This window comes from Streptomyces sp. NBC_00237 (genome assembly GCF_026342435.1).
Taxonomy (GTDB): domain Bacteria; phylum Actinomycetota; class Actinomycetes; order Streptomycetales; family Streptomycetaceae; genus Streptomyces.
Genome location: NZ_JAPEMT010000002.1, coordinates 1454880 through 1476263 on the forward strand (window position 1 = coordinate 1454880; position 21384 = coordinate 1476263).

The 21384-nt window shown below is 71.7% G+C and carries 18 protein-coding genes; 4 read left to right on the plus strand and 14 right to left on the minus strand.

The features are described 5' to 3' along the window. Positions 1-226: 226 nt before the first annotated feature. Both OG897_RS20320 and OG897_RS20325 read right to left on the minus strand, forming a co-directional pair. Positions 227-1372, minus strand: a complete 1146-nt coding sequence (locus tag OG897_RS20320; RefSeq protein WP_323188106.1) for an AI-2E family transporter — start codon at positions 1370-1372, stop codon at positions 227-229. Positions 1373-1615: 243 nt separating this feature from the next. Beyond that, entirely contained in the window at positions 1616-1810 is a 195-nt protein-coding gene (locus OG897_RS20325; protein ID WP_266658620.1) for a DUF3046 domain-containing protein, read from the minus strand. A 79-nt stretch (positions 1811-1889) separates the two neighbouring features. Here OG897_RS20325 and OG897_RS20330 point away from each other — a divergent pair, with 79 nt between their 5' ends. Beyond that, on the plus strand, positions 1890-2819 hold the full coding sequence (locus tag OG897_RS20330) for a hypothetical protein (RefSeq protein WP_266658621.1): 930 nt from the start codon (positions 1890-1892) through the stop codon (positions 2817-2819). A gap of 34 nt (positions 2820-2853) precedes the next feature. Here the strand turns inward: OG897_RS20330 and OG897_RS20335 are convergent, their stop codons facing one another. From OG897_RS20335 to OG897_RS20345, 3 genes are read right to left on the minus strand one after another with little or no spacing between them, the layout of a single operon-like run. Beyond that, positions 2854-3162, minus strand: coding sequence for an AzlD domain-containing protein (locus tag OG897_RS20335; RefSeq protein WP_266658622.1), 309 nt, complete (start codon positions 3160-3162; stop codon positions 2854-2856). After that, on the minus strand, positions 3159-3899 hold the full coding sequence (locus OG897_RS20340) for an AzlC family ABC transporter permease (RefSeq protein WP_266660355.1): 741 nt from the start codon (positions 3897-3899) through the stop codon (positions 3159-3161). Before OG897_RS20340 ends, OG897_RS20335 begins: the two co-directional genes overlap by 4 nt. Positions 3900-3945: 46 nt before the next feature. Next, positions 3946-4821 (minus strand): AraC family transcriptional regulator, encoded by an 876-nt coding sequence (locus OG897_RS20345; protein WP_266658623.1) that lies wholly within the window; start codon positions 4819-4821, stop codon positions 3946-3948. 91 nt (positions 4822-4912) lie between these two features. Here OG897_RS20345 and OG897_RS20350 point away from each other — a divergent pair, with 91 nt between their 5' ends. The 3 genes from OG897_RS20350 (at position 4913) to OG897_RS20360 (ending at position 11828) form a co-directional block, all read left to right on the plus strand. Beyond that, positions 4913-9604 (plus strand): DEAD/DEAH box helicase, encoded by a 4692-nt coding sequence (locus OG897_RS20350; RefSeq protein WP_266658624.1) that lies wholly within the window; start codon positions 4913-4915, stop codon positions 9602-9604. 399 nt (positions 9605-10003) lie between these two features. Continuing rightward, positions 10004-10915, plus strand: coding sequence for an Fpg/Nei family DNA glycosylase (locus OG897_RS20355; RefSeq protein WP_266658625.1), 912 nt, complete (start codon positions 10004-10006; stop codon positions 10913-10915). 97 nt (positions 10916-11012) lie between these two features. Further along, the gene (locus OG897_RS20360; RefSeq protein WP_266658626.1) at positions 11013-11828 is read left to right on the plus strand and encodes an SDR family NAD(P)-dependent oxidoreductase; all 816 of its coding nucleotides are present in this window, start codon (positions 11013-11015) and stop codon (positions 11826-11828) included. Here the strand turns inward: OG897_RS20360 and OG897_RS20365 are convergent. The 9 genes from OG897_RS20365 to OG897_RS20405 all read right to left on the minus strand — a co-directional run bounded on the left by OG897_RS20365 (position 11776) and on the right by OG897_RS20405 (position 21280). Continuing rightward, complete coding sequence (locus OG897_RS20365) at positions 11776-12069, minus strand: hypothetical protein (RefSeq protein ID WP_266658627.1); 294 nt, start codon at positions 12067-12069, stop codon at positions 11776-11778. The genes OG897_RS20360 and OG897_RS20365 overlap by 53 nt on opposite strands. 152 nt (positions 12070-12221) lie before the next feature. Next, a complete protein-coding gene (locus OG897_RS20370) occupies positions 12222-12692 on the minus strand; it encodes a Dps family protein (RefSeq protein ID WP_266658628.1) in 471 nt (156 codons plus the stop codon). A 201-nt stretch (positions 12693-12893) separates the two neighbouring features. Then, positions 12894-13289 carry a helix-turn-helix domain-containing protein gene (locus tag OG897_RS20375; protein WP_266658629.1) on the minus strand — a complete coding sequence of 132 codons (396 nt, stop codon included), beginning with the start codon at positions 13287-13289 and terminating at the stop codon, positions 12894-12896. Positions 13290-13398: 109 nt separating this feature from the next. Next, positions 13399-13902 (minus strand): CinA family protein, encoded by a 504-nt coding sequence (locus OG897_RS20380; protein ID WP_266658630.1) that lies wholly within the window; start codon positions 13900-13902, stop codon positions 13399-13401. Positions 13903-13907: 5 nt separating this feature from the next. After that, positions 13908-14567 carry a CDP-diacylglycerol--glycerol-3-phosphate 3-phosphatidyltransferase gene (pgsA, locus tag OG897_RS20385; RefSeq protein WP_266658631.1) on the minus strand — a complete coding sequence of 220 codons (660 nt, stop codon included), beginning with the start codon at positions 14565-14567 and terminating at the stop codon, positions 13908-13910. Then, positions 14564-16072 carry a 30S ribosomal protein S12 methylthiotransferase RimO gene (gene rimO / locus OG897_RS20390; RefSeq protein WP_266658632.1) on the minus strand — a complete coding sequence of 503 codons (1509 nt, stop codon included), beginning with the start codon at positions 16070-16072 and terminating at the stop codon, positions 14564-14566. The genes pgsA and rimO overlap by 4 nt, the downstream gene beginning before the upstream one ends. Positions 16073-16262: 190 nt before the next feature. After that, complete coding sequence (locus OG897_RS20395; protein ID WP_266658633.1) at positions 16263-17108, minus strand: helix-turn-helix domain-containing protein; 846 nt, start codon at positions 17106-17108, stop codon at positions 16263-16265. A gap of 363 nt (positions 17109-17471) precedes the next feature. Next, positions 17472-20381 (minus strand): DNA translocase FtsK, encoded by a 2910-nt coding sequence (locus OG897_RS20400; RefSeq protein WP_266658634.1) that lies wholly within the window; start codon positions 20379-20381, stop codon positions 17472-17474. A gap of 215 nt (positions 20382-20596) precedes the next feature. After that, on the minus strand, positions 20597-21280 hold the full coding sequence (locus tag OG897_RS20405; protein WP_189823285.1) for a two-component system response regulator: 684 nt from the start codon (positions 21278-21280) through the stop codon (positions 20597-20599). Positions 21281-21384 lie beyond the last annotated feature (104 nt).

Genomic DNA, 21384 nt, shown 5'->3' on the forward strand with positions numbered 1-21384 from the left:
TGCCACTGACAATCGGCCTCGGCGTCGCCCTGACCTGTGGATAACCCCGTGGGAAAGCCCCGGGGTCACAGGGCCGGAACACCAATGAGAATGGATGTTCGATTTTCGTGTCAAGCGAGCCACGCGGCACCCGCGACGGGTCCCGTGTCCGCCGCCAGGGCAGTGGCGCGGCCGCGGTCTCGGCCGCGCCGGCGGTGGCGATGGCACGGCCGACCAGGTCGGCAGCTCAGGCGTCGTCCCCCGCCGGAGGCGGCGGAGTCTCGTTCCGGTCCCGTCGCAGGGCGCTCCGCATCCGCGCCAGGACCGAAGCGCGGCGGCTCCGGTGACCGTGCACCCGGGGGTCGTCGGTGACGTCGTACCGCTTCACGTACGCCCCCAGGAACGCCTGGAGCGTGGCGACGGCGGGGATCGCGATGAGCGCGCCGACGGCGCCCATCAGCGCCGTCCCCGCGACGACCGAGCCGAAGGCCACCGCCGGGTGGATGTCGACCGTCTTGGCGGTCAGCTTGGGCTGGAGGAGGTAGTTCTCGAACTGCTGGTAGACCACGACGAAGCCGAGCACCCACAGGGCGTACCAGGGGTTCACCGTGAAGGCGATCAGCATCGGCAGGGCACCCGCGAGGTACGTTCCGATGGTCGGGATGAACTGCGAGATGAGCCCCACCCACACCGCCAGCGCCGGTGCGTACGGCACGTCGAGGATCACCAGCAGGATGTAGTGCGCGATGCCGGAGATCAGCGCCATCAGGCCGCGCGAGTAGAGGTAGCCGCCCGTCTTGTCGACGGCGATCTCCCAGGCGCGCAGCACCTCGGTCTGCCGGGCGGGCGGCAGCACGGAGCACAGCGCGCGGCGCAGCCTGGGCCCGTCGGCGGCGAAGTAGAACGAGAACAGAAAGATCGTCAGAAGCTTGAACAGGCCGCCCAGTACGGTCGTGGAGACGTCCAGCACCCCGCTCGCACTGTTCTGCACGTACTTCTGGAGCCAGTCGGAGCGCAGCAGACTGGCCTGCACTTCCACCCTGGAGAGCTCGGTGTTGAAGGTGTGGTTGATCCAGTTGATCAGCGAGTCCAGGTACTTGGGGAACTCGTCGACCATGTCCAGGATCTGACCGGCCAGCATCGAACCGAGCATCACCACGAAGCCGATGCCCGCGATCATCACGCCGAAGAAGACCAGGAAGGTGGCGAGGCCGCGACGCATGCCGCGGGCCGCCATCCGGCCGACCGCGGGTTCCACCGCGAGCGCCAGGAAGAAGGCGATCACGATGTTCAGCAGCAGGGTGATCAGCTGGTGGAACGCCCAGTCACCGAGCTGGTAGCAGGCGTACAGGGCGAGCGCGAGCACCATCGCGCGCGGCAGCCAGCGGGGCATGCGCGCCGGGCCGGTGGGCGCCGCAGGGGGCGCGATGCCCGGCGGGACGGCCGCCCCGTCGTCGTCCTGGGCTTTCGCCTGGTCCTTCGCGGTCTCATCAGTCGGTGCCACGGGGCCAAGTGTCACTCATGAGTGCGAGTACGGCGTACCCGTGCCACCTCATGGACGGTGCGTCACGCGCCCTGTTGACGTACGGAACGGACGTACCGAACGGACGTACCAAACGAACGTACCGAACGGACGTCAACGCCTGTCGGACGGAACGTCCATCGCCCGGCACACGGCCTGCCACACGCTCTTCGCGTCCCAGCCCGCGTCCAGCGCTTCGTGCACCGTACGGCCGCCGAGTTCGGACATCACGTGGTCGCGGGCGAAGGAGTCGGCGTACGCCTCGCCGAAGTGCGCCGCCATCCGCTCCCAGAAAATCGTCAACCGCATGACATCAGTATCGCGCCCCTGAGAGTGCAGCCCGGCCGCACCTCTTGCGGGGAGCGCTCCGCACCCTCACCGTCGGCACATGGCTGGAATTGGAGCATCCCCCCACGGACCGTCCCCCCTCGCCCGCGCCGCGCACTTCGTGTGGCTGACCGCCCGGGTGCTGGAGCAGCGCCGGTTCGCGTACCACTTCCTCGACGGCGGCGCGGACCCCGTCGAGGCCGCGCTCGGCGCGTACCTGGGCGAGGACGGCGGTTTTGGCCACGCCCTGGAACCCGACCTGCGGGGGCCCGTGAGCCAGCCCCTGCACACTGCCCACGCGCTGCGGGTGCTGGAGTCCGTCGGCCGGTGCGGCGGCACGCGCGTGGAGCGCGTCTGCCGCTATCTGACCGGGGTGTCCACCAAGGAGGGCGCCCTGCCCTCGGTGCACCCCTCGCAGCGGGGCTACCCCGCCGCCCCCTTCGTCCCGGTCGTGGACGATCCACCGGGCGAGCTGCTGGCCACGGGCCCCGTGGTGGGGGTGCTGCACCGCAACGAGGTGTGGCACGCCTGGCTGTTTCGCGCCACGGACTTCTGCTGGGCGGCCGTGGACGCGCTGGAGACGTCCCATCCGTACGAGATCCAGGCCGCGCTCGCCTTCCTGGACGGCGTGCCGGACCGCCCCCGCGCCCAGGCGGCGGCGGACCGGCTGGGGCGGCTCACGCGCGCACAGGGGCTGGTCGTACTCGATCCGGCCCGGCGCGAGGAGATCCCGGTGGCGCCCGGCTACGGGCCGGGCGAGCACCACTTCGCGTACGACTACGCGCGCGTGCCCGAATCCCTGGCGCGCGGCTGGTTCACGGACGAGGAGATGGGGCGCGCGCTCGACTTCCTGGCCGCCGAGCAGCAGGAGGACGGCGGCTGGCCGGTGCGCTGGCGGGCCTGGGCGCCGGGGAACGTACTGGAGGCGCGCCCCTGTGTGACGATCGACGCACTGCTGACGCTGCGTGCGTACGGCAGGGAGATCGGCTGAGCGGAGGGCCGGGGAGGTCTGCGGGGACGTACGGTCAGCCGCCCAGCGCCCGCACCCCCGCAGTGACGGCCACCGCCGCGCCGACCACCACCAGGAAGGGGGCGCGCAGCACCAGTGCGAGGGCGGCTGCCGCGAGGCCCGCGCCCCTGGCGTCCAGCACCAGTTGCTGCCCGGTGGCGAAGGTCTGTTGCGCGGTGAGGGCCGCCAGCAGGGCGACGGGCAGCAGGGCGGAGAGCTTCTGTACGAGCGGGCGCTCCAGGGCGTCTGCGGGGACCAGCAGCCCGAGCAGCTTGACGAGGTAGCAGCCCACCGCAGTGGCGACGATCGCGATCCAGACGCTCATCGTGCGCCTCTTCCGGTGCCGTTCTCGGCCCGGCGGCGCTCGCCCCGCCCCTTCACGAAGAGCACCAGCGGTGCCGCGAGCGCTGCCACCAGTACAGGTGCTCCTCCCGGCAGCACGGGCAGCAGCCCGAGCATCAGCAGGACCGCGATGCCTGCCGTGGTGCGCTCCGTGGTGGACCGCAGCATGGGTGCCAGCAGGGCGAGGAAGACGGCCGGCCCTGCCGCGTCCAGCCCCCAGGCGTTCGTGTCGCCGAGCGCCTCGGCCCCCAGTGCACCGAGCAGGGTGGTGAGGTTCCACAGCACGTAGAGGCTGATGGCGGTGACGGTGAAGCCGATGCGGGCGCCGCGCCGGGTGGGCTGCGCCAGGGCGACGGCGGTCGTCTCGTCGATGACCACCTGTGCCGCGAAGGGGCGCACGAAGCGGGGCAGGGCGAGCAGCTGCGACAGGCGCAGCCCGTAGAAGGTGTTGCGTACGCCCAGGAAGAAGGCTCCGGCGGCGGCGGTGAGCGGATTGCCCCCGGCCGCCAGCGCCCCGACGAGGGCGAACTGCGAGGCCCCGGTGAACACCAGCAGACTGAGCGCGCAGGTCTGCGCGACGGTGAGCCCGGCACCGGCAGAGGTCACCCCGAAGGCGAAGCCGGAGAGACCCACCGCGACGCCGACGCCGAGGGCGTCCCGTACGACGGCTGCGTCGGCCTTGGGCGCGCCGACGGGAACGGCGGGAGCTGTTGTGCGTATGTCCGGACATTCCGCGGACGTTGTCTGTTCTGCCACGCCCCGGACGCTACGAGGGGGCGGGCCCTTGGGTCTTGTACGTTCTTGCACGCTCGCGCCGATAGGCACCCGGCGGCACCCCGACGATGCGGGTGAAGTGCCGGTTGAGGTGCGGCTGGTCGGTGAAGCCGACCGCGAGGGCGGCGTCGGCAGGGGTGGTTCCCGCGCTCAGGAGGTGCTGGGCCCGGCGTACGCGCGCATTGGTGAGCCAGGTGTGCGGAGGCATGCCGTACGCCGCCTTGAAGGCACGCAGCAGTGCGAAGGGGCTGGTGCCGAGTTCGTGGGCGAGAGCCTCCAGGGACGGCGGGCTCGTCATCCGGTCGGCCAGGATCTCCCGGGCGAGCGCCGCTGTGCGGGCGGCGGCCGGGAGGGGGCCCCGGGCGGGCAGGGAGCGTCCGTGGCGGCTCAGCATCCGGGCGATGGCGATGCGGAGCACGCTGTCAGCGGCGAGCGCGTTGCCCGCCTCGGCCGCCAGGTGCACCTCGTGGACGAGCCGCGCGGTGTCGGGGTCGTGGACGATCGTCTCGGCGAATCCGGCGGTGCCGCGCAGCGTGGTGATCTCGGACGCGACGTCGGCGACCAGTTCCTTCGACGGATAGAGGGTGCCGTACGACCAGCCTTCGGGAATTCCGGCATGCGCGGAGTGCGGCACCTCGGGGTTGATCATGACGACGCTGCCGGGCATCACGCTGATCGTGCCGTCGGGCATGTGCAGGTCCTCGACGCCGCGTCGTATGGCGGCGAGGACGAAGCCCTCGTGGCTGTGGCGCGGGAAGGTGTGCCGGACGTAGCGGGCCCGCAGCAGGTCGAGGCCCGGCACCCCGGCGTACTGCCAGTGCCGCGCCCACTCGCCCTCGCGCTCGGTGGCCGTCGCTCCCCTCTCCATCCGACCATTCTGCGCCTCGCCGCAACGCCCCTGACCTGCGCGTCCACAGTCCGGACCGGGCATTGTCAGTGCCGGGGTGCACGATGGGGCCATGGTGAGGACCGCGCTCGATACGTTCTCCCCCGCGACCAGGGGCTGGTTCACGGGGGCATTCCGGACGCCCACGGCCGCGCAGGAAGGGGCCTGGCGGGCCATCGGCGAGGGCTCCGACGTGCTGGTCGTCGCCCCGACCGGCTCGGGCAAGACGCTGGCGGCGTTCCTCGCCTCGCTCGACGCGCTCGCCTCGACTCCCCCGCCCGCCGAGGCGAAGAAGCGCTGCCGGGTGCTGTACATCTCCCCGCTGAAGGCCCTGGCCGTCGACGTCGAGCGGAACCTCCGCAGCCCGCTGACCGGCATCCGCCAGGAATCCGTCCGCCTCGGTCTGCCCGAGCCGGAGATCCGGGTCGGCATCCGGTCGGGCGACACCTCCCCCGCCGACCGCCGGTCGATCGCCAACAAGCCGCCGGACATCCTCATCACGACCCCCGAGTCGCTGTTCCTGATGCTCACCTCCTCCGCGCGCGACGCCCTGGAGGGCGTGGAGACGGTGATCCTCGACGAGGTGCACGCGGTGGCGGGCACCAAGCGCGGCGCCCACCTCGCGCTGTCCCTGGAGCGGCTGGACGAGCTGCTGCCCCGGCCCGCCCGCCGGATCGGCCTGTCCGCGACGGTCCGCCCGGTCGACGAGGTGGCCCGGTTCCTGTCCCCGCAACGCCGGGTCGAGATCGTCCAGCCGCCTTCGGGCAAGGTCTTCGACCTGTCGGTCGTCGTCCCGGTCGAGGACATGGGCGAGCTGGGCGGCTCCCCGGCCAAGGACGACGACCAGGGCGACAAGCCGTCCATCTGGCCGCAGGTGGAGGAGCGGATCGCGGACCTCGTCCAGGCGCACCGCTCGACGATCGTCTTCGTCAACTCCCGCCGCCTCGCCGAACGCCTGTGCAACCGGCTGAACGAGATCGCGTACGAGAGAGCCACCGGCGAGGCCCTCCCGGAGGGCGGCTCCCCGGCCGAGCTGATGGGGCAGTCGGGGGCCGCCCAGGGAGCCCCGCCGCTGCTCGCCCGCGCGCACCACGGCTCGGTCTCCAAGGAGCAGCGCGCCCTCGTCGAGGAGGACCTGAAGGCGGGCCGTCTGCCCGCCGTGGTCGCCACCTCCAGCCTCGAACTGGGCATCGACATGGGCGCGGTGGACCTGGTGATCCAGGTCGAGTCACCACCGTCCGTCGCCTCCGGCCTCCAGCGCGTGGGCCGGGCGGGGCACCAGGTCGGCGCGGTGTCGACGGGCGTCGTCTTCCCCAAGTACCGGGGCGACCTGGTGCAGGCCGCCGTGGTCACCGAGCGGATGCGCAGCGGCTCCATCGAGTCCCTGCGCGTCCCGGCGAACCCCTTGGACGTGCTGGCCCAGCAGCTCGTCGCGATGGTCGCGATGGATTCCTGGCAGGTCGACGACCTGCTCGCCCTGGCCCGCCGCGCCGCGCCCTTCGCGTCCCTCCCCGAGTCGGCGTTCACCGCCGTCCTCGACATGCTCGCCGGGCGCTACCCCTCGGACGCCTTCGCCGAGTTGCGCCCGCGCGTCGTCTGGGACCGCATCGCCGGTACGGTCACCGGCCGCCCGGGAGCGCAGCGGCTCGCCGTCACCTCGGGCGGCACCATCCCCGACCGGGGCCTGTTCGGCGTCTTCCTCGCCGGGTCCGACCCGAAGAAGGGCGGCGGCCGGGTCGGCGAGCTGGACGAGGAGATGGTCTACGAGTCCCGTGCGGGCGACGTCTTCACCCTCGGTACGACGTCCTGGCGCATCGAGGACATCACCCGCGACCGCGTCCTGGTCTCACCCGCCCCCGGGGTGCCGGGCCGCCTCCCCTTCTGGAAGGGCGACCAGTTGGGCCGCCCGCTGGAACTGGGCCGCGCCCTGGGCGCGTTCCTCCGCGAGATCGGGAACCTGAAGCCCGAGAAGGCCCGCGCCCGCCTCCGGGCGGCGGGCCTCGACGACTGGGCGGCCGACAACGTCCTGTCGTACCTCGACGAGCAGCGTCGCGCGGCGGGGCACGTCCCGGACGACCGCACGATCGTCGTCGAGCGGTTCCGCGACGAGCTCGGCGACTGGCGGGTGGTCGTGCACTCCCCGTTCGGCGCGCAGGTGCACGCCCCGTGGGCGCTGGCGCTCGGGGCCCGCCTCTCCGAGAAGTACGGCATGGACGCCCAGGTGATGCACGCCGACGACGGCATCGTGCTGCGTCTGCCGGACGCGGACCTGATGGGGTTCGACCTCATGGGCCTCGACCCGCTCGACGCCGCCCCCGCCAGGCCCCTGGGCACCGAGTACGACGACGGCCAGGCTCCGATCAGTGCCGCCGACACCCTCTTCGACGCGGGCGAGGTCGCCCAGATCGTCACCGACCAGGTCGGCGGCTCCGCCCTGTTCGCCGCCCGGTTCCGTGAGTGTGCCGCCCGCGCGCTGCTGCTGCCCCGCCGCAGTCCCGGCAAGCGCACCCCGCTCTGGCAGCAGCGCCAGCGCGCCTCCCAGCTCCTCCAGGTGGCCTCCGAGTTCGGCTCCTTCCCGATCGTCCTGGAGGCGGTCCGCGAATGCCTCCAGGACGTCTTCGACGTGCCGGGCCTGACCGAGCTGATGGGCGACATCGAGGCCCGTCGGGTGCGCCTGGTGGAGGTCACCACCACCGAGCCGTCTCCCTTCGCCCGCTCCCTCCTCTTCGGGTACGTCGCCCAGTTCCTGTACGAGGGCGACTCCCCGCTCGCCGAACGGCGCGCGGCGGCGCTCTCCCTCGACTCGCGCCTCCTCGCCGAGCTCCTCGGCCAGGCGGAGCTGCGCGAACTGCTCGACGCGGACGTCCTGACCCAGCTGGAGCAGGAGCTCCAGTGGCTCACCGAGGACCGCCGCATCAAGGACGTGGAAGGCGTCGCGGACCTGCTGCGCGTCCTGGGGCCGCTCACCACCGAGGAGTTGACCGCGCGGGGCGCCGATCCCCGGTGGCCCGGGGACCTCACCGTCGCACGCCGCGCGATCCAGGTCCGTATCGCCGGAAAGGACCACTGGGCAGCCGTCGAGGACGCCGGACGCCTGCGCGACGCCCTCGGCACGGCGCTCCCGGTGGGCGTCCCCGAGTCCTTCACCGAGCCCGTCAAGGACCCCCTGGGCGACCTCCTCGCCCGGTTCGCGCGCACGCACGGCCCGTTCACCTCCGCCACCGCCGCCGCCCGCTTCGGTCTCGGCGCGGCCGTCACCGACGGGGCCCTGCACCGGCTCGCCGCGGGCGGACGCGTGGTTCAAGGCGAGTTCCACCCGGCGGGCATCGGCCAGGAGTGGTGCGACGCGACGGTCCTGCGACGCCTGCGCCGCCGTTCCCTGGCCGCACTCCGCCAGGAGTTGGAGCCGGTCGACCCCGCCGCCCTCGCGACGTTCCTCCCCCAGTGGCAGCACTACGGAGGCGGTGGCCTGCGCGGCATCGACGGACTGGTGCGCGCCGTCGAGCAGCTGCAGGGCGCCCCCGTCCCCGCATCCGCCCTGGAGAAGCTCGTCCTCCCGCACCGCGTCTCCGGCTACACCCCCGCCCTCCTCGACGAACTCACCACCACCGGGGAGGTCGTGTGGGCGGGCGCGGGCGCCCTCCCCGGCAAGGACGGCTGGGTCTCCCTCTACCTCGCCGACACCGCGCCGCTGCTCCTCCCACCGCCCCACCCCCTGGAGCTCTCCGCCCTCCACGAGTCCGTCCTGACCGCCCTCTCCGGCGGCTACGGGCTCTTCTTCCGCCAGATCGCCGACCAGGTCCGCGCCACCACCCACCCCGACGCCGGCGATCCCCAACTGGCCGACGCCCTCTGGGACCTGGCCTGGTCGGGCCGCCTCACCAACGACACCCTCGCGCCGCTGCGCGCCGTCCTCGGCTCGGGCCGCACCGCCGGTGCCACCGCCCACCGCGCGAAACGCTCGATCCCGCGCGGCCGTTACGGCTCCCTCACCGGCGCAGCCCGCCCCGTCTCCCGTACGGGACCGCCCACGGTCTCCGGCCGCTGGTCCCGGCTCCCCGCCCCGGAGCCCGACCCCACCCACCGCGCGCACGCCCTGGCCCGCACTCTCCTCGACCGGCACGGCGTCGTGACCCGGGGCGCGGTCGCCGCCGAGGGCGTCGAGGGCGGGTTCTCCGCGATCTACCGCATCCTCGCCGCGTTCGAGGACAGCGGGCAGGCCCGTCGCGGTTACGTCGTCGAGGGGCTCGGCGCGGCCCAGTTCGCGATGGACGGCGCGGTGGACCGGCTGCGTGCCGCCGCCACCGCCCGCGACCGATCCGAGGGTGACGCCCCCCACCGGGCTGTCGTCCTGGCCGCCGCCGACCCCGCCAACGCGTACGGGGCAGCTCTCCCCTGGCCCGAGCCTCCCGTTGGCGTGACCCACAAGCCGGGGCGCAAGGCGGGCTCCCTCGTCGTCCTGGTCGACGGCGAACTCACCCTGTACATGGAGCGCGGCGGCAAGACCCTCCTCGCCTGGCCGTCCCACCCCGCCACGTCCACCGCCGAAGGCCGCCCGGCACCCGAAGGCGTCACCGACGACACCCCCGATGACCGCCTCCGCGCGGCAGCCGAAGCACTCACCGCCTCCGCCCGCGCCGGTGCGCTCGGCACGGTCACCGTCGAGCGCATCAACAACACTCCCGCCCTGACCTCCCCCCTGGGGCGCACCCTGGAAACGGCAGGCTTCCACGCCACCCCGAAGGGCCTCCGCATCCGCCCCTGACCCCGCCCGCAATCGCGAAGCTCGGCGTGCCCCACACACCGAGCACGGGCTCAGGCACACCCTCGGACACGGGTGCGGACTCAAGCCCCCCCTGGACCAGGCACGCACCCGAGCACCCACGCGACCCCGCACGCCAGCCCCAGCGCGCACAGCCCAAGGCCCGGACACACCCGCAGAGGCAGCCCCGGACACGCAAGCACGCCCCAGCCCCCACCCCAGGCCGCCCCGAAAAGACCGCAGCGCTCCTCTCCGTACTCCTCACTCATCGTCGCCGCCTCGTGGGCCGGAGCCACGGCCTGGAACTGGGCCGGAGCCACGGCCGGAACATGGCGCGCCACACCCGGCCACCCGTCCGCCCTCCCCCACGCGCTCCCACCCCACCACCCCCATCATGGAGACATGCCCGAAGGAGACACCGTCTGGCAAGCCGCCGCCCGTCTGCACTCCGCCCTCGCAGGCCGCCCCCTCACCCACGCCGACCTCCGCGTCCCCCGCTTCGCCACCGCCGACCTGACAGGCCGCACGGTCCTCGACGTCACCCCGTACGGAAAGCACCTGCTCACCCGCATCGAAGGCGGCCTCACCCTCCACTCGCACCTGCGCATGGACGGCGCCTGGCGGGTCTTCGCCCCCGGCGCCCCCTGGCGCGGCGGCCCCTCCCACCAGATCCGTGCCGTCCTCCAGAACACCGACGCCACCGCCGTCGGCTACCGCCTCCCCGTCCTCGAACTCCTCCGCACCGCCGACGAACACACCGCCATCGGCCACCTCGGCCCCGACCTCCTCTCCCCCACCTGGCCCGAAGCTCCCACTGGGCCCGAGGCTCCCACCCGGCCCGGAGCCCCCACCAACCACCCCGAGACCGAACCCCCCACCCGCAAACCCGAGTCCCTCCCCTCCCAAGCCGTACGCAACCTCCTCGCCACCCCCGACCGCCCCCTCGGCGAAGCCCTCCTCGACCAACGCAATCTCGCGGGCATCGGCAACGTCTACAAGTCCGAGCTCTGCTTCCTCGCCCGCGTCACGCCCTGGCTCCCGGTCGGCGCACTCGCCCCCGACGTCCCCGCCCGCCTCGTCGCCACCGCCCACCGCCTCCTCGACCTGAACAAGGACCACCCCGACCGCCGCACCACGACCATCCCCCACACCTCCCGTACCTCCCGCTCCCCCGACCTCCTCTACGTCTACGGCCGCGAGGCCCGCCCCTGCCTGCGCTGCGCCACCCCGATCCGCAAGGCCGACCAGGGCGACGGAACCCGCGAGCGCCCCACCTACTGGTGCCCGAACTGCCAGAGCGGCCCCACCACATGACGTAGCACCAGGTCGATCCGCACCCCCTGACGCGGCGCCAGATCAATCCGCACCCCATGATTGACGACCCGTCAGGTCCAGTCGTACGGTCACCACCATGCCCCTCCCCGTACGAATCCCCGTACGAATCCCGGCGTACGACCTCACCGGCCGCACCGCGTTCGTCACCGGCGCGGCGAGCGGCATCGGCCGCGCCTCCGCCGCGCTCCTCGCCGAAGCGGGTGCCACCGTGCACTGCGCCGACCGCGACGCACCGGGCCTCGCCGAGACGGCCGCCCTCATCGCCAAGTCCACCGGAAGCACGCCCCGCACCCACACCCTCGACGTGACCTCCCGCCCCGAGGTCACAGCCGCCCTGAAAGCCGCGACGGAATCGGCCGACCGACTCGACGTCCTGGTAGCCGCCGCCGGAATCATGCACGTCAGCAGCGTCCTGGACACCACCGACGACGACCTCGACCGCGTCCTCGCGGTCAACTTCAAGGGAGTCCTGTACGCCTGCCAGGAGGCGGCCCGCCTCATGCTCCGCTGCGCCGCCCCCGAAATCCCCGGCGGCAGCATCGTCACCCTCGCCTCCGGAGCCATGGACTCCGCCAACGCCGGACTGTTCGCCTACAGCACCGCCAAGGCCGCGGTCGTCCAACTGACGAAGACCCTCGCCACCGAGCTGGGCCCGCACGGCATCCGCGTCAACGCGGTCGCCCCCGGCTGGATCCGCACCCCCATGACGGACAAGCACGACGCCGCACTCCAGCACAGCACCGAAGCCAGGATGGTCCGCATCACCCCGCTCGGCCGCGTCGGCGAAGCCGAGGACGTCGCCCACGCGGTCCTCCACCTCGCCTCGGACGCCTCGGCCTTCACGACGGGTCAGATCCTCCGCCCGAACGGCGGCGTCGCGATGCCCTGGTGAAACCTCGCCCGGGCAGTGCCCCTCGCCCCGCCCCCTCGGCAGCCCCCCGCCCCGCCGCGTGCACGGGCAGCAGACTCAGCCCCCACCCCCCGGCCGCGACCACGCCCTCGACGGCCCCCGCCCCCTCGGGTACGAACGCCAGCCGCAGCACCGCCCACCACCACAGCACGCCGAGCAGCACCGCGAGCGCCCCCAGGACGGCCCTACGCCCCCGAAGCCGGACCTCCGGCGGTCGCCCCATCGCTGCCTCCTCGCGACCGACGCTATGCGCGGCCATTCACGCCCGGGAGGGCGCACCGGAAGCGCTCGAAGCACTACCGGCGCACCCACCCCGTACGCCTTGACGCCCAAGACACCTCAGAATCCCCAGGCGCCCCAAGCGTCCCGAGCACCTCAGGCGCTCTCCGCCTGGAACATCCACGCGTGCTTTTCAAGGTCCGCCGTCAGACCGATGATCAGGTCCTGGGTGACCGGGTCCGGGTCACCGGTCGCCTCGATCCGCTCGCGCATCCGCACGATCACCGCGCCGAGCGCGTCGACCAGGATGCGCACCGCGTCGCCGTCCTTGATCCAGCCGGTCGGCGTCTCCTTGATCGCACTGGACGAGGCGACCGTCGCGGCCCGCCCGTCCGGGTTGACCCCGAGCGCGGACGCCCGCTCGGCCACCGAGTCGGAGTGCAGGCGCGCTGAAGCCACGACATCGTCCAGCTGAAGGTGCACGGAGCGGAAGCGCGGGCCCACGACGTTCCAGTGGACCTGCTTGGCGACGAGTGACAGGTCGACCAGGTCCACCAGCGCGCCCTGCAACGCCTCGCCGACGACCTTGAGATCGGCCTCGGGCAGCGTGCTCTTCACGACAGACATGGAGCGTCCTCCTCAGACACAGACATCACAGAATCAAGCTTCCTCACTCCCAACCCTGCCATAACCGATCCAATTCGGTCATTCGAGGTCCGAAGTCAACAAAAGGCCCACGACAGCAACAAAAAAGACCGGTACCCCGGTCGAACCCCTCACGGAGTCGACCGGGGTACCGGTCACGCACTACTTCGTTCGCCCAGCGCACTAGGCAGCGACGACGTCCACTGCTTCCGCAGGTGCCTTGATCGTCACTCGTTCCGTCGGCACACCGGACACACCGGTCACCGACGTCACAGAGACCGCATTGAGCATCGGTCGCATCGGCTGGCGCACCGGCGTCTCGCCGGCCGCAGCCGACGCCGCCAGTTCGGCCAGGGAAAGTTCGTCGCTCACTTCACGCATGAGCTCGGACATCCGTACATCAAGCGCGTCGCAGATCGCGGAAAGCAGCTCGGAGGATGCCTCCTTCTGCCCCCGCTCCACCTCGGAGAGATAACCGAGCGAAACCCGGGCGGACGAGGAGACTTCGCGCAGAGTACGGCCTTGGCGCTGGCGCTGCCGACGCAGCACGTCACCCAGCAGGCGACGGAGCAGAATCATCGGTGGCTCCCTCCTCGGACCGCGTAGCCGCATCCTTCACGCCCCACCGTACCGCCTCGCGGTGCAGCCGTGCGGGGAGCTATGTCGTGTTCACTCAGGGCTGCAAACATCAGATCCCCCCGTTGTGTTCCGTATCCTGTGCCCGCGCATTGTCGACGAGTTCACCGGAGAGCAGCTCGAAAGCGGCCCGCACACTCTCTCTACGAATGTCCGATCGGCTGCCGTTCAACCTCAGCGCGGCCACATTCCGGTTCCCGTCGGGCCCCGCGACGGCCACGAAAACCGTGCCCACGGGCTGCCCGTCCTGCGGATCGGGGCCCGCGACGCCGGTCGTGGAGATCCCCCAGTCGGCCCCGAGCACCCGCCGCACACCCGCCGCCATCTGCCGAGCGACCTCGGCGTCCACCGCGCCGCGCTCCCGCAGGAGGTCGGCCGCGACGCCGAGGACGTCCCGCTTCAGCTCGGTCGCGTACGCCGTCACGGAGCCCCGGAAGACCTTCGAGGCCCCGGGCACGCCGGTCAGCTCCGCGGCCACCAGACCGCCGGTCAGCGACTCGGCCACCGCGAGGGTCTCCCCCCGCGCACCGAGCGTGTCGAGCACCTGAGCAGCCATGGACGTCACGCCGCGGCCCGCTCCGCCGCCAGCCCCGCCCGCCGCAGCACGACGGCCTGCCGTACGTAGTCAAGACCGGTCACCACGGTCAGCAGGACGGCCAGCGCCATCACCCACCACCGGAAGGTCGCCAGCGGCCCGGTCAGCGCCAGCACGTACATGCCGACCGCCGTGCCCTGCGCGAGCGTCTTCACCTTGCCGCCGCGACTGGCCGGAATCACCCCGTGCCGGATCACCCAGAACCGCATCAGCGTGATCCCGAGCTCACGGAACAGAATGACTCCCGTCACCCACCACGGCAGATCCCCGAGCCCCGACAGACAGATCAGCCCCGCCGCCATGATCGCCTTGTCGGCGATCGGGTCGGCGATCTTCCCGAAGTCCGTGACCAGGTTGTACGTACGCGCCAGATGCCCGTCGAAGACGTCCGTGATCATGGCCACGGCGAACGCCGCCCAGGCCCACGCCCGCCAGATCGGGTCGTACCCGCCGTCGGCGAGCAGCAGCATCACGAAGCCCGGCACGAGCACCAGGCGGACCATCGTCAGGATGTTGGCGATGTTCCACAGACTGGCCTGATTCACCGCCACGGCACCCAGCTTCCCGCCGGTCACCGACGTCGCCCTGCCGGTACCGCCCGCCGCGGACGCCGGGATTCCGCTCATCTGGCCGCCTCCTCAGGAACCTCGCTGGACTCGTCTCCGGACATTCCGGGAAGGGGCTCGGCGATGAGGTCCACGCCCTCGGTGCCGACCACCTTTGCCACGACCATACGACCGGGCGTCAACCCGTGGCTGGTCGTGAAGACCACCTGACCGTCCGTCTCCGGTGCCTGGTGGGCCGCCCGGCCGATCGCGGGCTCGTCCTCGTCGTCCGGGTCCACGGACTCCACGAGCACCTCCAGCGTCTCGCCGATCCGCTCCTCCGCCCGCTGGGCGGTGAGCTCCTCCGCGAGCCGCGAGATGTGCGCGAGGCGCGCCGCGATGGTGTCGTCGTCGAGCTTGTCCCCGTACGTGACCGCTTCCGTGCCCTCCTCGTCCGAGTAGCCGAACACGCCGATGGCGTCCAGCCGGGCCCCGGTGAGGAAGCGCTCCAGCTCCGCGAAGTCCTCCTCGGTCTCGCCGGGGAAGCCCACGATGAAGTTCGAGCGCACACCCGCCTGCGGGGCCTTGCCGCGGATGGTCTCCAGGAGCTCCCAGAACTGCTCGGTCGACCCGAAGCGGCGCATCGCGCGCAGCACCTTGGGGGCCGAGTGCTGGAAGGACAGGTCGAAGTACGGCACCACCTTCGGCGTCGACGTGAGGACGTCGATCAGGCCGGGCCGCATCTCGGCCGGCTGGAGGTAGCTGACGCGCACGCGCTCGATGCCCTCGACCTCGGCCAGCTCGGGCAGCAGGGTCTCCAGGAGGCGGATGTCGCCGAGGTCCTTGCCGTACGAGGTGTTGTTCTCGGAGACCAGCATGACCTCCTTGACGCCCTGCTCGGCCAGCCAGCGCGTCTCGCCCAGCACGTCGCTGGGGCGGCGCGAGATGAAGGAGCCGCGGAAGGACGGGATGGCGCAGAACGAGCAGCGCCGGTCGCAGCCGGACGCCAGCTTCACCGAGGCGACCGGGCTCGTGCCCAGGCGGCGGCGCAGCGGCGCACGCGGCCCGGAGACCGGGGCGACGCCCTCCGGCAGGTCCTCGGGGGCCGGGACGGCCTCCTGGGCGTGGCCCGGCAGCGAGACGTCGGCGGACTGCCGCTCGGCGGGGCTGATCGGCAGCAGCTTGCGCCGGTCGCGCGGGGTGTGCGCCTCGACGGAGCCACCGGCGAGGATGGTCTGGAGGCGGTTGGAGATGTCGGCGTAGTCGTCGAAGCCGAGGACGCCGTCGGCCTCCGGCAGGGCCTCGGCGAGGTCCTTGCCGTACCGCTCGGCCATGCAGCCCACGGCGACCACGGCCTGGGTGCGGCCGTGCTCCTTCAGGTCATTGGCTTCGAGCAGGGCGTCGACGGAGTCCTTCTTGGCGGCCTCGACGAATCCGCAGGTGTTGACGACGGCGACGTCCGCGTCCGAGGCGTTCTCGACGAGGTCCCAGCCGTCCGCTGCCAAGCGGCCTGCCAGCTCCTCCGAGTCCACCTCGTTACGGGCGCAGCCAAGAGTGACAAGGGCGACGGTGCGGCGTTCGGGCATGGACTCAAGACTACTTTGTCCCGGCGCGCGCACGGGCCGCGAGGGGCCTGTCCGCCGCCCCTCGCGGAACTACCCCCTCCGACCTGCGACGACGTACCGAACGTAACCGGATCGCCGCAGGTGGAAGAAGTGCTGAATGCCCCTGTACGTGACTGGGGCCGCAGCCCCGCCCCCGTGGCGGAGCACCGCCTCAGCCGACCTCGGGGTCGCCCTTCGTGTAGGTGAGCCGCTCCACCTGGCCGGGGCTGAAGTCGTCCTCGACCTCCTTGCCGTTCACGAAGAGCTGGACGGCGTCGGCGTCGCCGAGCACCAGGTCGAGCTTCTTCGGGTCGGTGAAGGTCTTGGAGTCGCCCTTGTTCAGGAAACCGTCGAAGAGGATGCGGTTGTTGGACGCCCGCGCCGAGACCCAGCTCTTGGTGCCGGTCGCGACCATCTTGACCGTGACCCGGTCCTTCGGGGCGGCCGCGATGGCACTGTCCGTCGGGTCGGGCTTGGGCGGGGCGGGCTTGACGGTCTTGTCGGGCTTGGGCTTCGGGGCCGGAGCCGTGGCCGTGGCGCCCTCGGCGACGCTCCTGGTCCCGCTCTGCTTGTCGTTGCCGCTGAACATGGTGAAGCCGACGAAGCCGACCACCGCGACGATCGCGGCGACCATCGCGGCGGTCCAGTTGGGCCGGCGCGGCTCGGGCCGGATGCGCTCCGCCTCGAACAGGGGCGCGGCGGGCGTCGGCGCGGGCCGTCCGCCGTGCTCGCCGTCGTACTGCGCGACGAGGGCGGAGGCGTCGAGTCCGACAGCGCTGGCGAGCGTACGGATGTGGCCTCGGGCGTAGACGTCGCCGCCGCAGCGGGTGAAGTCGTCGGCCTCGATGGCGTGGACGATCGGAATGCGCACCCGCGTCGACGTACTGACTTCGTCGACCGTCAGACCTGCGGCGATCCGGGCCTGCTGGAGGGCACGACCGATGGTGGGCCGGTCGTCTTCGGGGAAGTTGCCGGGTGAGTCCGGGGCGTTGCCGTCCGGGGAGTTGCCGATGGACACGGGGGCGCCTTTCGAGCGTGAGCCACCTGCTGGAGGTTCAGTCTAGGGGGGTGACGAAAGGGTGGGGCAAGCGGGAGAGCCGTCTTTGTACGCCATCGGAACGGCATTTTCGTACGCCGTCGCACCAGCCCGGCACTCCGGAGGCACCACGATGCCGTCGACGGTCCCACCGCTGACGGTCCATGACGCCTCCCTCCCCTCAACTGGACGTATCCACAAGGGAAACGGTTGCCTCCGCACCCGTACGAGTGACTCCGGTTCGGCCACACGCACGAAGACGCACACACGCACGCACGAAGACGCACACACGCACGCACGAAGACTTACGCGTGGAGGCACCCACGCGTGGAGACCGCGCACGCCCTATGAAGGAGACTCTCCCCGGATCACGTCGAGTACGCCATCCAATTCGTCCGGCTTCACGAGGACGTCACGTGCCTTGGACCCTTCGGTCGGCCCCACGATGTTCCGCGACTCCATCAGGTCCATCAGCCGCCCCGCCTTCGCGAAGCCCACCCGCAGCTTGCGCTGGAGCATCGACGTCGACCCGAACTGCGTCGAGACGACCAGCTCGGTGGCCTGGCACAACAGGTCCAGGTCGTCGCCGATCTCCTCGTCGATCTCCTTCTTCTGCTTGGTGCCGACCACGACGTCGTCCCGGAAGACCGGCGCCATCTGGTCCTTGCAGTGCTGAACGATCGCCGCGACCTCGTCCTCGGTGACGAACGCGCCCTGCATACGGGTCGGTTTGTTGGCCCCCATCGGCAGGAAGAGCCCGTCGCCCTTGCCGATCAGCTTCTCCGCGCCCGGCTGGTCGAGGATGACCCGGCTGTCGGCGAGCGATGAGGTGGCGAAGGCGAGCCTGGAGGGCACGTTCGCCTTGATCAGACCGGTGACGACGTCCACCGAGGGGCGCTGTGTGGCGAGCACCAGGTGAATGCCCGCCGCGCGGGCCAGCTGGGTGATGCGGACGATCGAGTCCTCCACGTCGCGCGGCGCGACCATCATCAGGTCCGCCAGCTCGTCGACGATCACCAGCAGGTACGGATACGCCTGGAGCTCCCGCTCGCTGCCCTCCGGCGTCTTGAGCTTGCCCGAGCGCACGGCCGCGTTGAAGTCGTCGATGTGCCGGTACCCGAAGGCCGCGAGGTCGTCGTACCGCAGGTCCATCTCCCGTACGACCCACTGGAGCGCCTCGGCGGCCCGCTTGGGGTTGGTGATGATCGGGGTGATCAGGTGCGGGATGCCCTCGTACGCGGTCAGCTCGACGCGTTTGGGGTCGACGAGGACCATGCGTACGTCCTCGGGGGTCGCCCGGACCATGACCGAGGTGATCAGGCAGTTGATGCAGGACGACTTGCCGGAACCGGTCGCACCGGCCACCAGCACGTGCGGCATCTTCGCCAGGTTGGCCATCTCGTAGCCGCCCTCGACGTTCTTGCCGAGCGCGACGAGCATCGGGTGGTCGTCCTCGGCGGCGTCCGCCAGGCGCAGCACGTCGCCGAGGTTGACCATCTCGCGGTCGCTGTTGGGGATCTCGATGCCGACGGCGGACTTGCCGGGGATCGGCGAGATGATCCGTACGTCCGGGGAGGCGACCGCGTACGCGATGTTCTTGGTCAGCGCGGTGATCTTCTCGACCTTGACGGCCGGGCCGAGCTCGACCTCGTACCGGGTGACCGTCGGGCCGCGCGTGAAGCCGGTGACGGCCGCGTCGACCTTGAACTCCATGAAGACGTTGGACAGGGACTCGACGACCGCGTCGTTGGCGGCACTGCGCGTCTTGCCGGGTCCGCCGCGCTCCAGGAGGTCCAGGGAGGGCAGCGAGTACGTGATGTCGCCGCGCAGCTGGAGCTGCTCGGCACGCGCCGGGAGCATCGTGGGTTCCTTCGGCGGCTCCTTGGTGAGGTCGGCGACCTTCGGCGGCGCGGCCCCCGCCGGACGACCGGGTTCCGGCGACCGTACGGGAGCGGAATCGGACGCGGCCGACGAAGGCGAGGGCGAAGGCGAGTGCGAAGGTGAAGGCGACGACGGGGTGCCCGCCGGGCGCTGCGCAAGCTCGGAAGCCGGCTTCCCCGCCCCCCGCGCGGACGGCACGGACGAGGTCCGCTCCGGCTCCTGCGAGACGCCCTGGGTCAGGTCCGCGACGATCGGCGACGGCGGCAGCCCGTTCATGACCGCACCGTCCAGCGCGGCCGCCGCCGCTGCCGCCACGTCGACCGCGTCCATCGGCCTGGCGTACGGAGACGGCTGCACGGACTGGGTCCTGCGCGGCCTCCTGCGCCGCCCCAGCGCCTCTTCCTCGGCCGCGTCGGGGTCGTACTCCTGCACCTCACCCCGGCGCGCGGAGGTGCCGCGTGCGCCCTCGGGAAGCGCCTCGCGCCACTGCTCGTCGTACCGCTCGTCGTCCTCAGGGAAACCGGCGGCGACCTCGTCGGGACGCGGTTCGATGACGCCGAGCCGGATGCCGAGCTGCCGCAGCCGCTTGGGGATCGCGTTGACCGGCGTCGCCGTGACCACCAGCAGCCCGAAGACCGTCAGGAGCAGCAGCAGCGGTACGGCGAGTACCTCGCCCATCGTGAACGTCAGCGGCACCGAGGAGGCCCAGCCGATCAGCCCGCCCGCGTCCTGCATCGCCTCGGACCCGTCGTCGCGCCCCGGCGAGCCGCACGCGATGTGCACCTGCCCGAGCACGCCGATGACCAGTGCCGAGAGCCCGATGACGATGCGTCCGTTGGCCTCAGGCCGCTCCGGATGCATGATCAGCCGGATGCCCATCGCACCGAGCAGCAACGGCACCAGCAGGTCGAGCCGCCCGAACGAACCGGTGACCAGCATCTTCACCAGGTCGCCGACGGGTCCGCGCAGATGCGCCCAGGTCCCGGCCGCGACGATCAGCGCGAGCCCGAGCAGCAGCAGCGCGAGCCCGTCCTTGCGGTGCGCCGGGTCGAGACCCTTGGCGCCCCGCCCTATGCCGCGGAACATCGCGCCGACCCCGTGCGCGAGGCCGAGGTAGGCGCCGCGGGTGAGCTTGTAGACGCCCCCGGTGGGAGACGGTGCGGGCTTCGGCGCGGGGCGGGCCGCCTTCCTGGCGGGCGCCTTCTTCGCCGGAGCCTTCTTCGCCGCGGGCTTGGCAGCGGTCTTCTTCGCGGGCGGTTTCGCCACGGCCTTCGCGGGCGCCGCCTTCTTCGCAGCGCCCGGCGTACGACCGGCGCGCGGCTTGGCGGTGCCCGTCGTGCCCTGGGAACCCTTGCCGGACGTACGTGAGGCCATGGGGCAAGAGGTTACCTGGGGAGACGCCTGCGGACAGGAGCGCCTACGGCTTCACCCGACCGTGTCGCCCTGTGAAGGCAGCCACATTGACGACCCGTCGGCCACGGCACCCACGCGAAAGCCCCGCACCTGACGCATCGCCAGGTACGGGGCTCACGGCCCGTCACTTCCGCAACGGACCCTCCGTCAATCTTCGGAGTCAGTCTGCGGAGCGCTCAGTTCTGCGAGGGCAGCGTTCCCGTGCCCCCACCCGTTCCCGGCTCCAGTGCGTCGAGCGCCCGGCGCAGCCCCGTGAGCTTGCGCTCAAGGTGCGCCGCCGTGGCGACCGCCGCCGCGTCCGCGGACTCGTCGTCGAGCTGCTTGGAGAGTGCCTCCGCCTGCTCCTCGACCGCCGCGAGCCGTGCGGACAGTTCGGCGAGCAGCCCGGCGGGCTCCTTCACCGCTCCCGCGTCCGCCCGGTTCGTACCTTCCAGCTGGAGGCGCAGCAGAGCCGCCTGCTCCCGCAGCTGACAGTTCTTCATGTACAGCTCGACGAAGACCGACACCTTGGCGCGGAGCACCCAGGGGTCGAACGGCTTCGAGATGTAGTCCACCGCGCCGGCCGCGTAACCCCGGAAGGTGTGATGCGGACCGTGGTTGATCGCGGTGAGAAAGATGATCGGGATGTCCCGGGTGCGCTCCCGCCGCTTGATGTGCGCGGCTGTCTCGAATCCGTCCATGCCCGGCATCTGCACGTCCAGCAGGATGACCGCGAAGTCATCGGTAAGCAGTGCTTTGAGCGCTTCCTCCCCTGACGATGCCCGCACCAGTGTCTGATCGAGCGCGGAGAGAATGGCCTCCAGCGCCAACAGATTCTCCGGCCGGTCATCGACCAGGAGGATCTTGGCCTTCTGCACCATGGCCCGTCCTCCTCGCCCCGGCAGTGCACCGGGCGCCGCCCCGGAGGACGACTCCCTTGCGTCGCCCGTCCTTGTGCCGGTCATGGTAGCCGTACCCTGCCGGT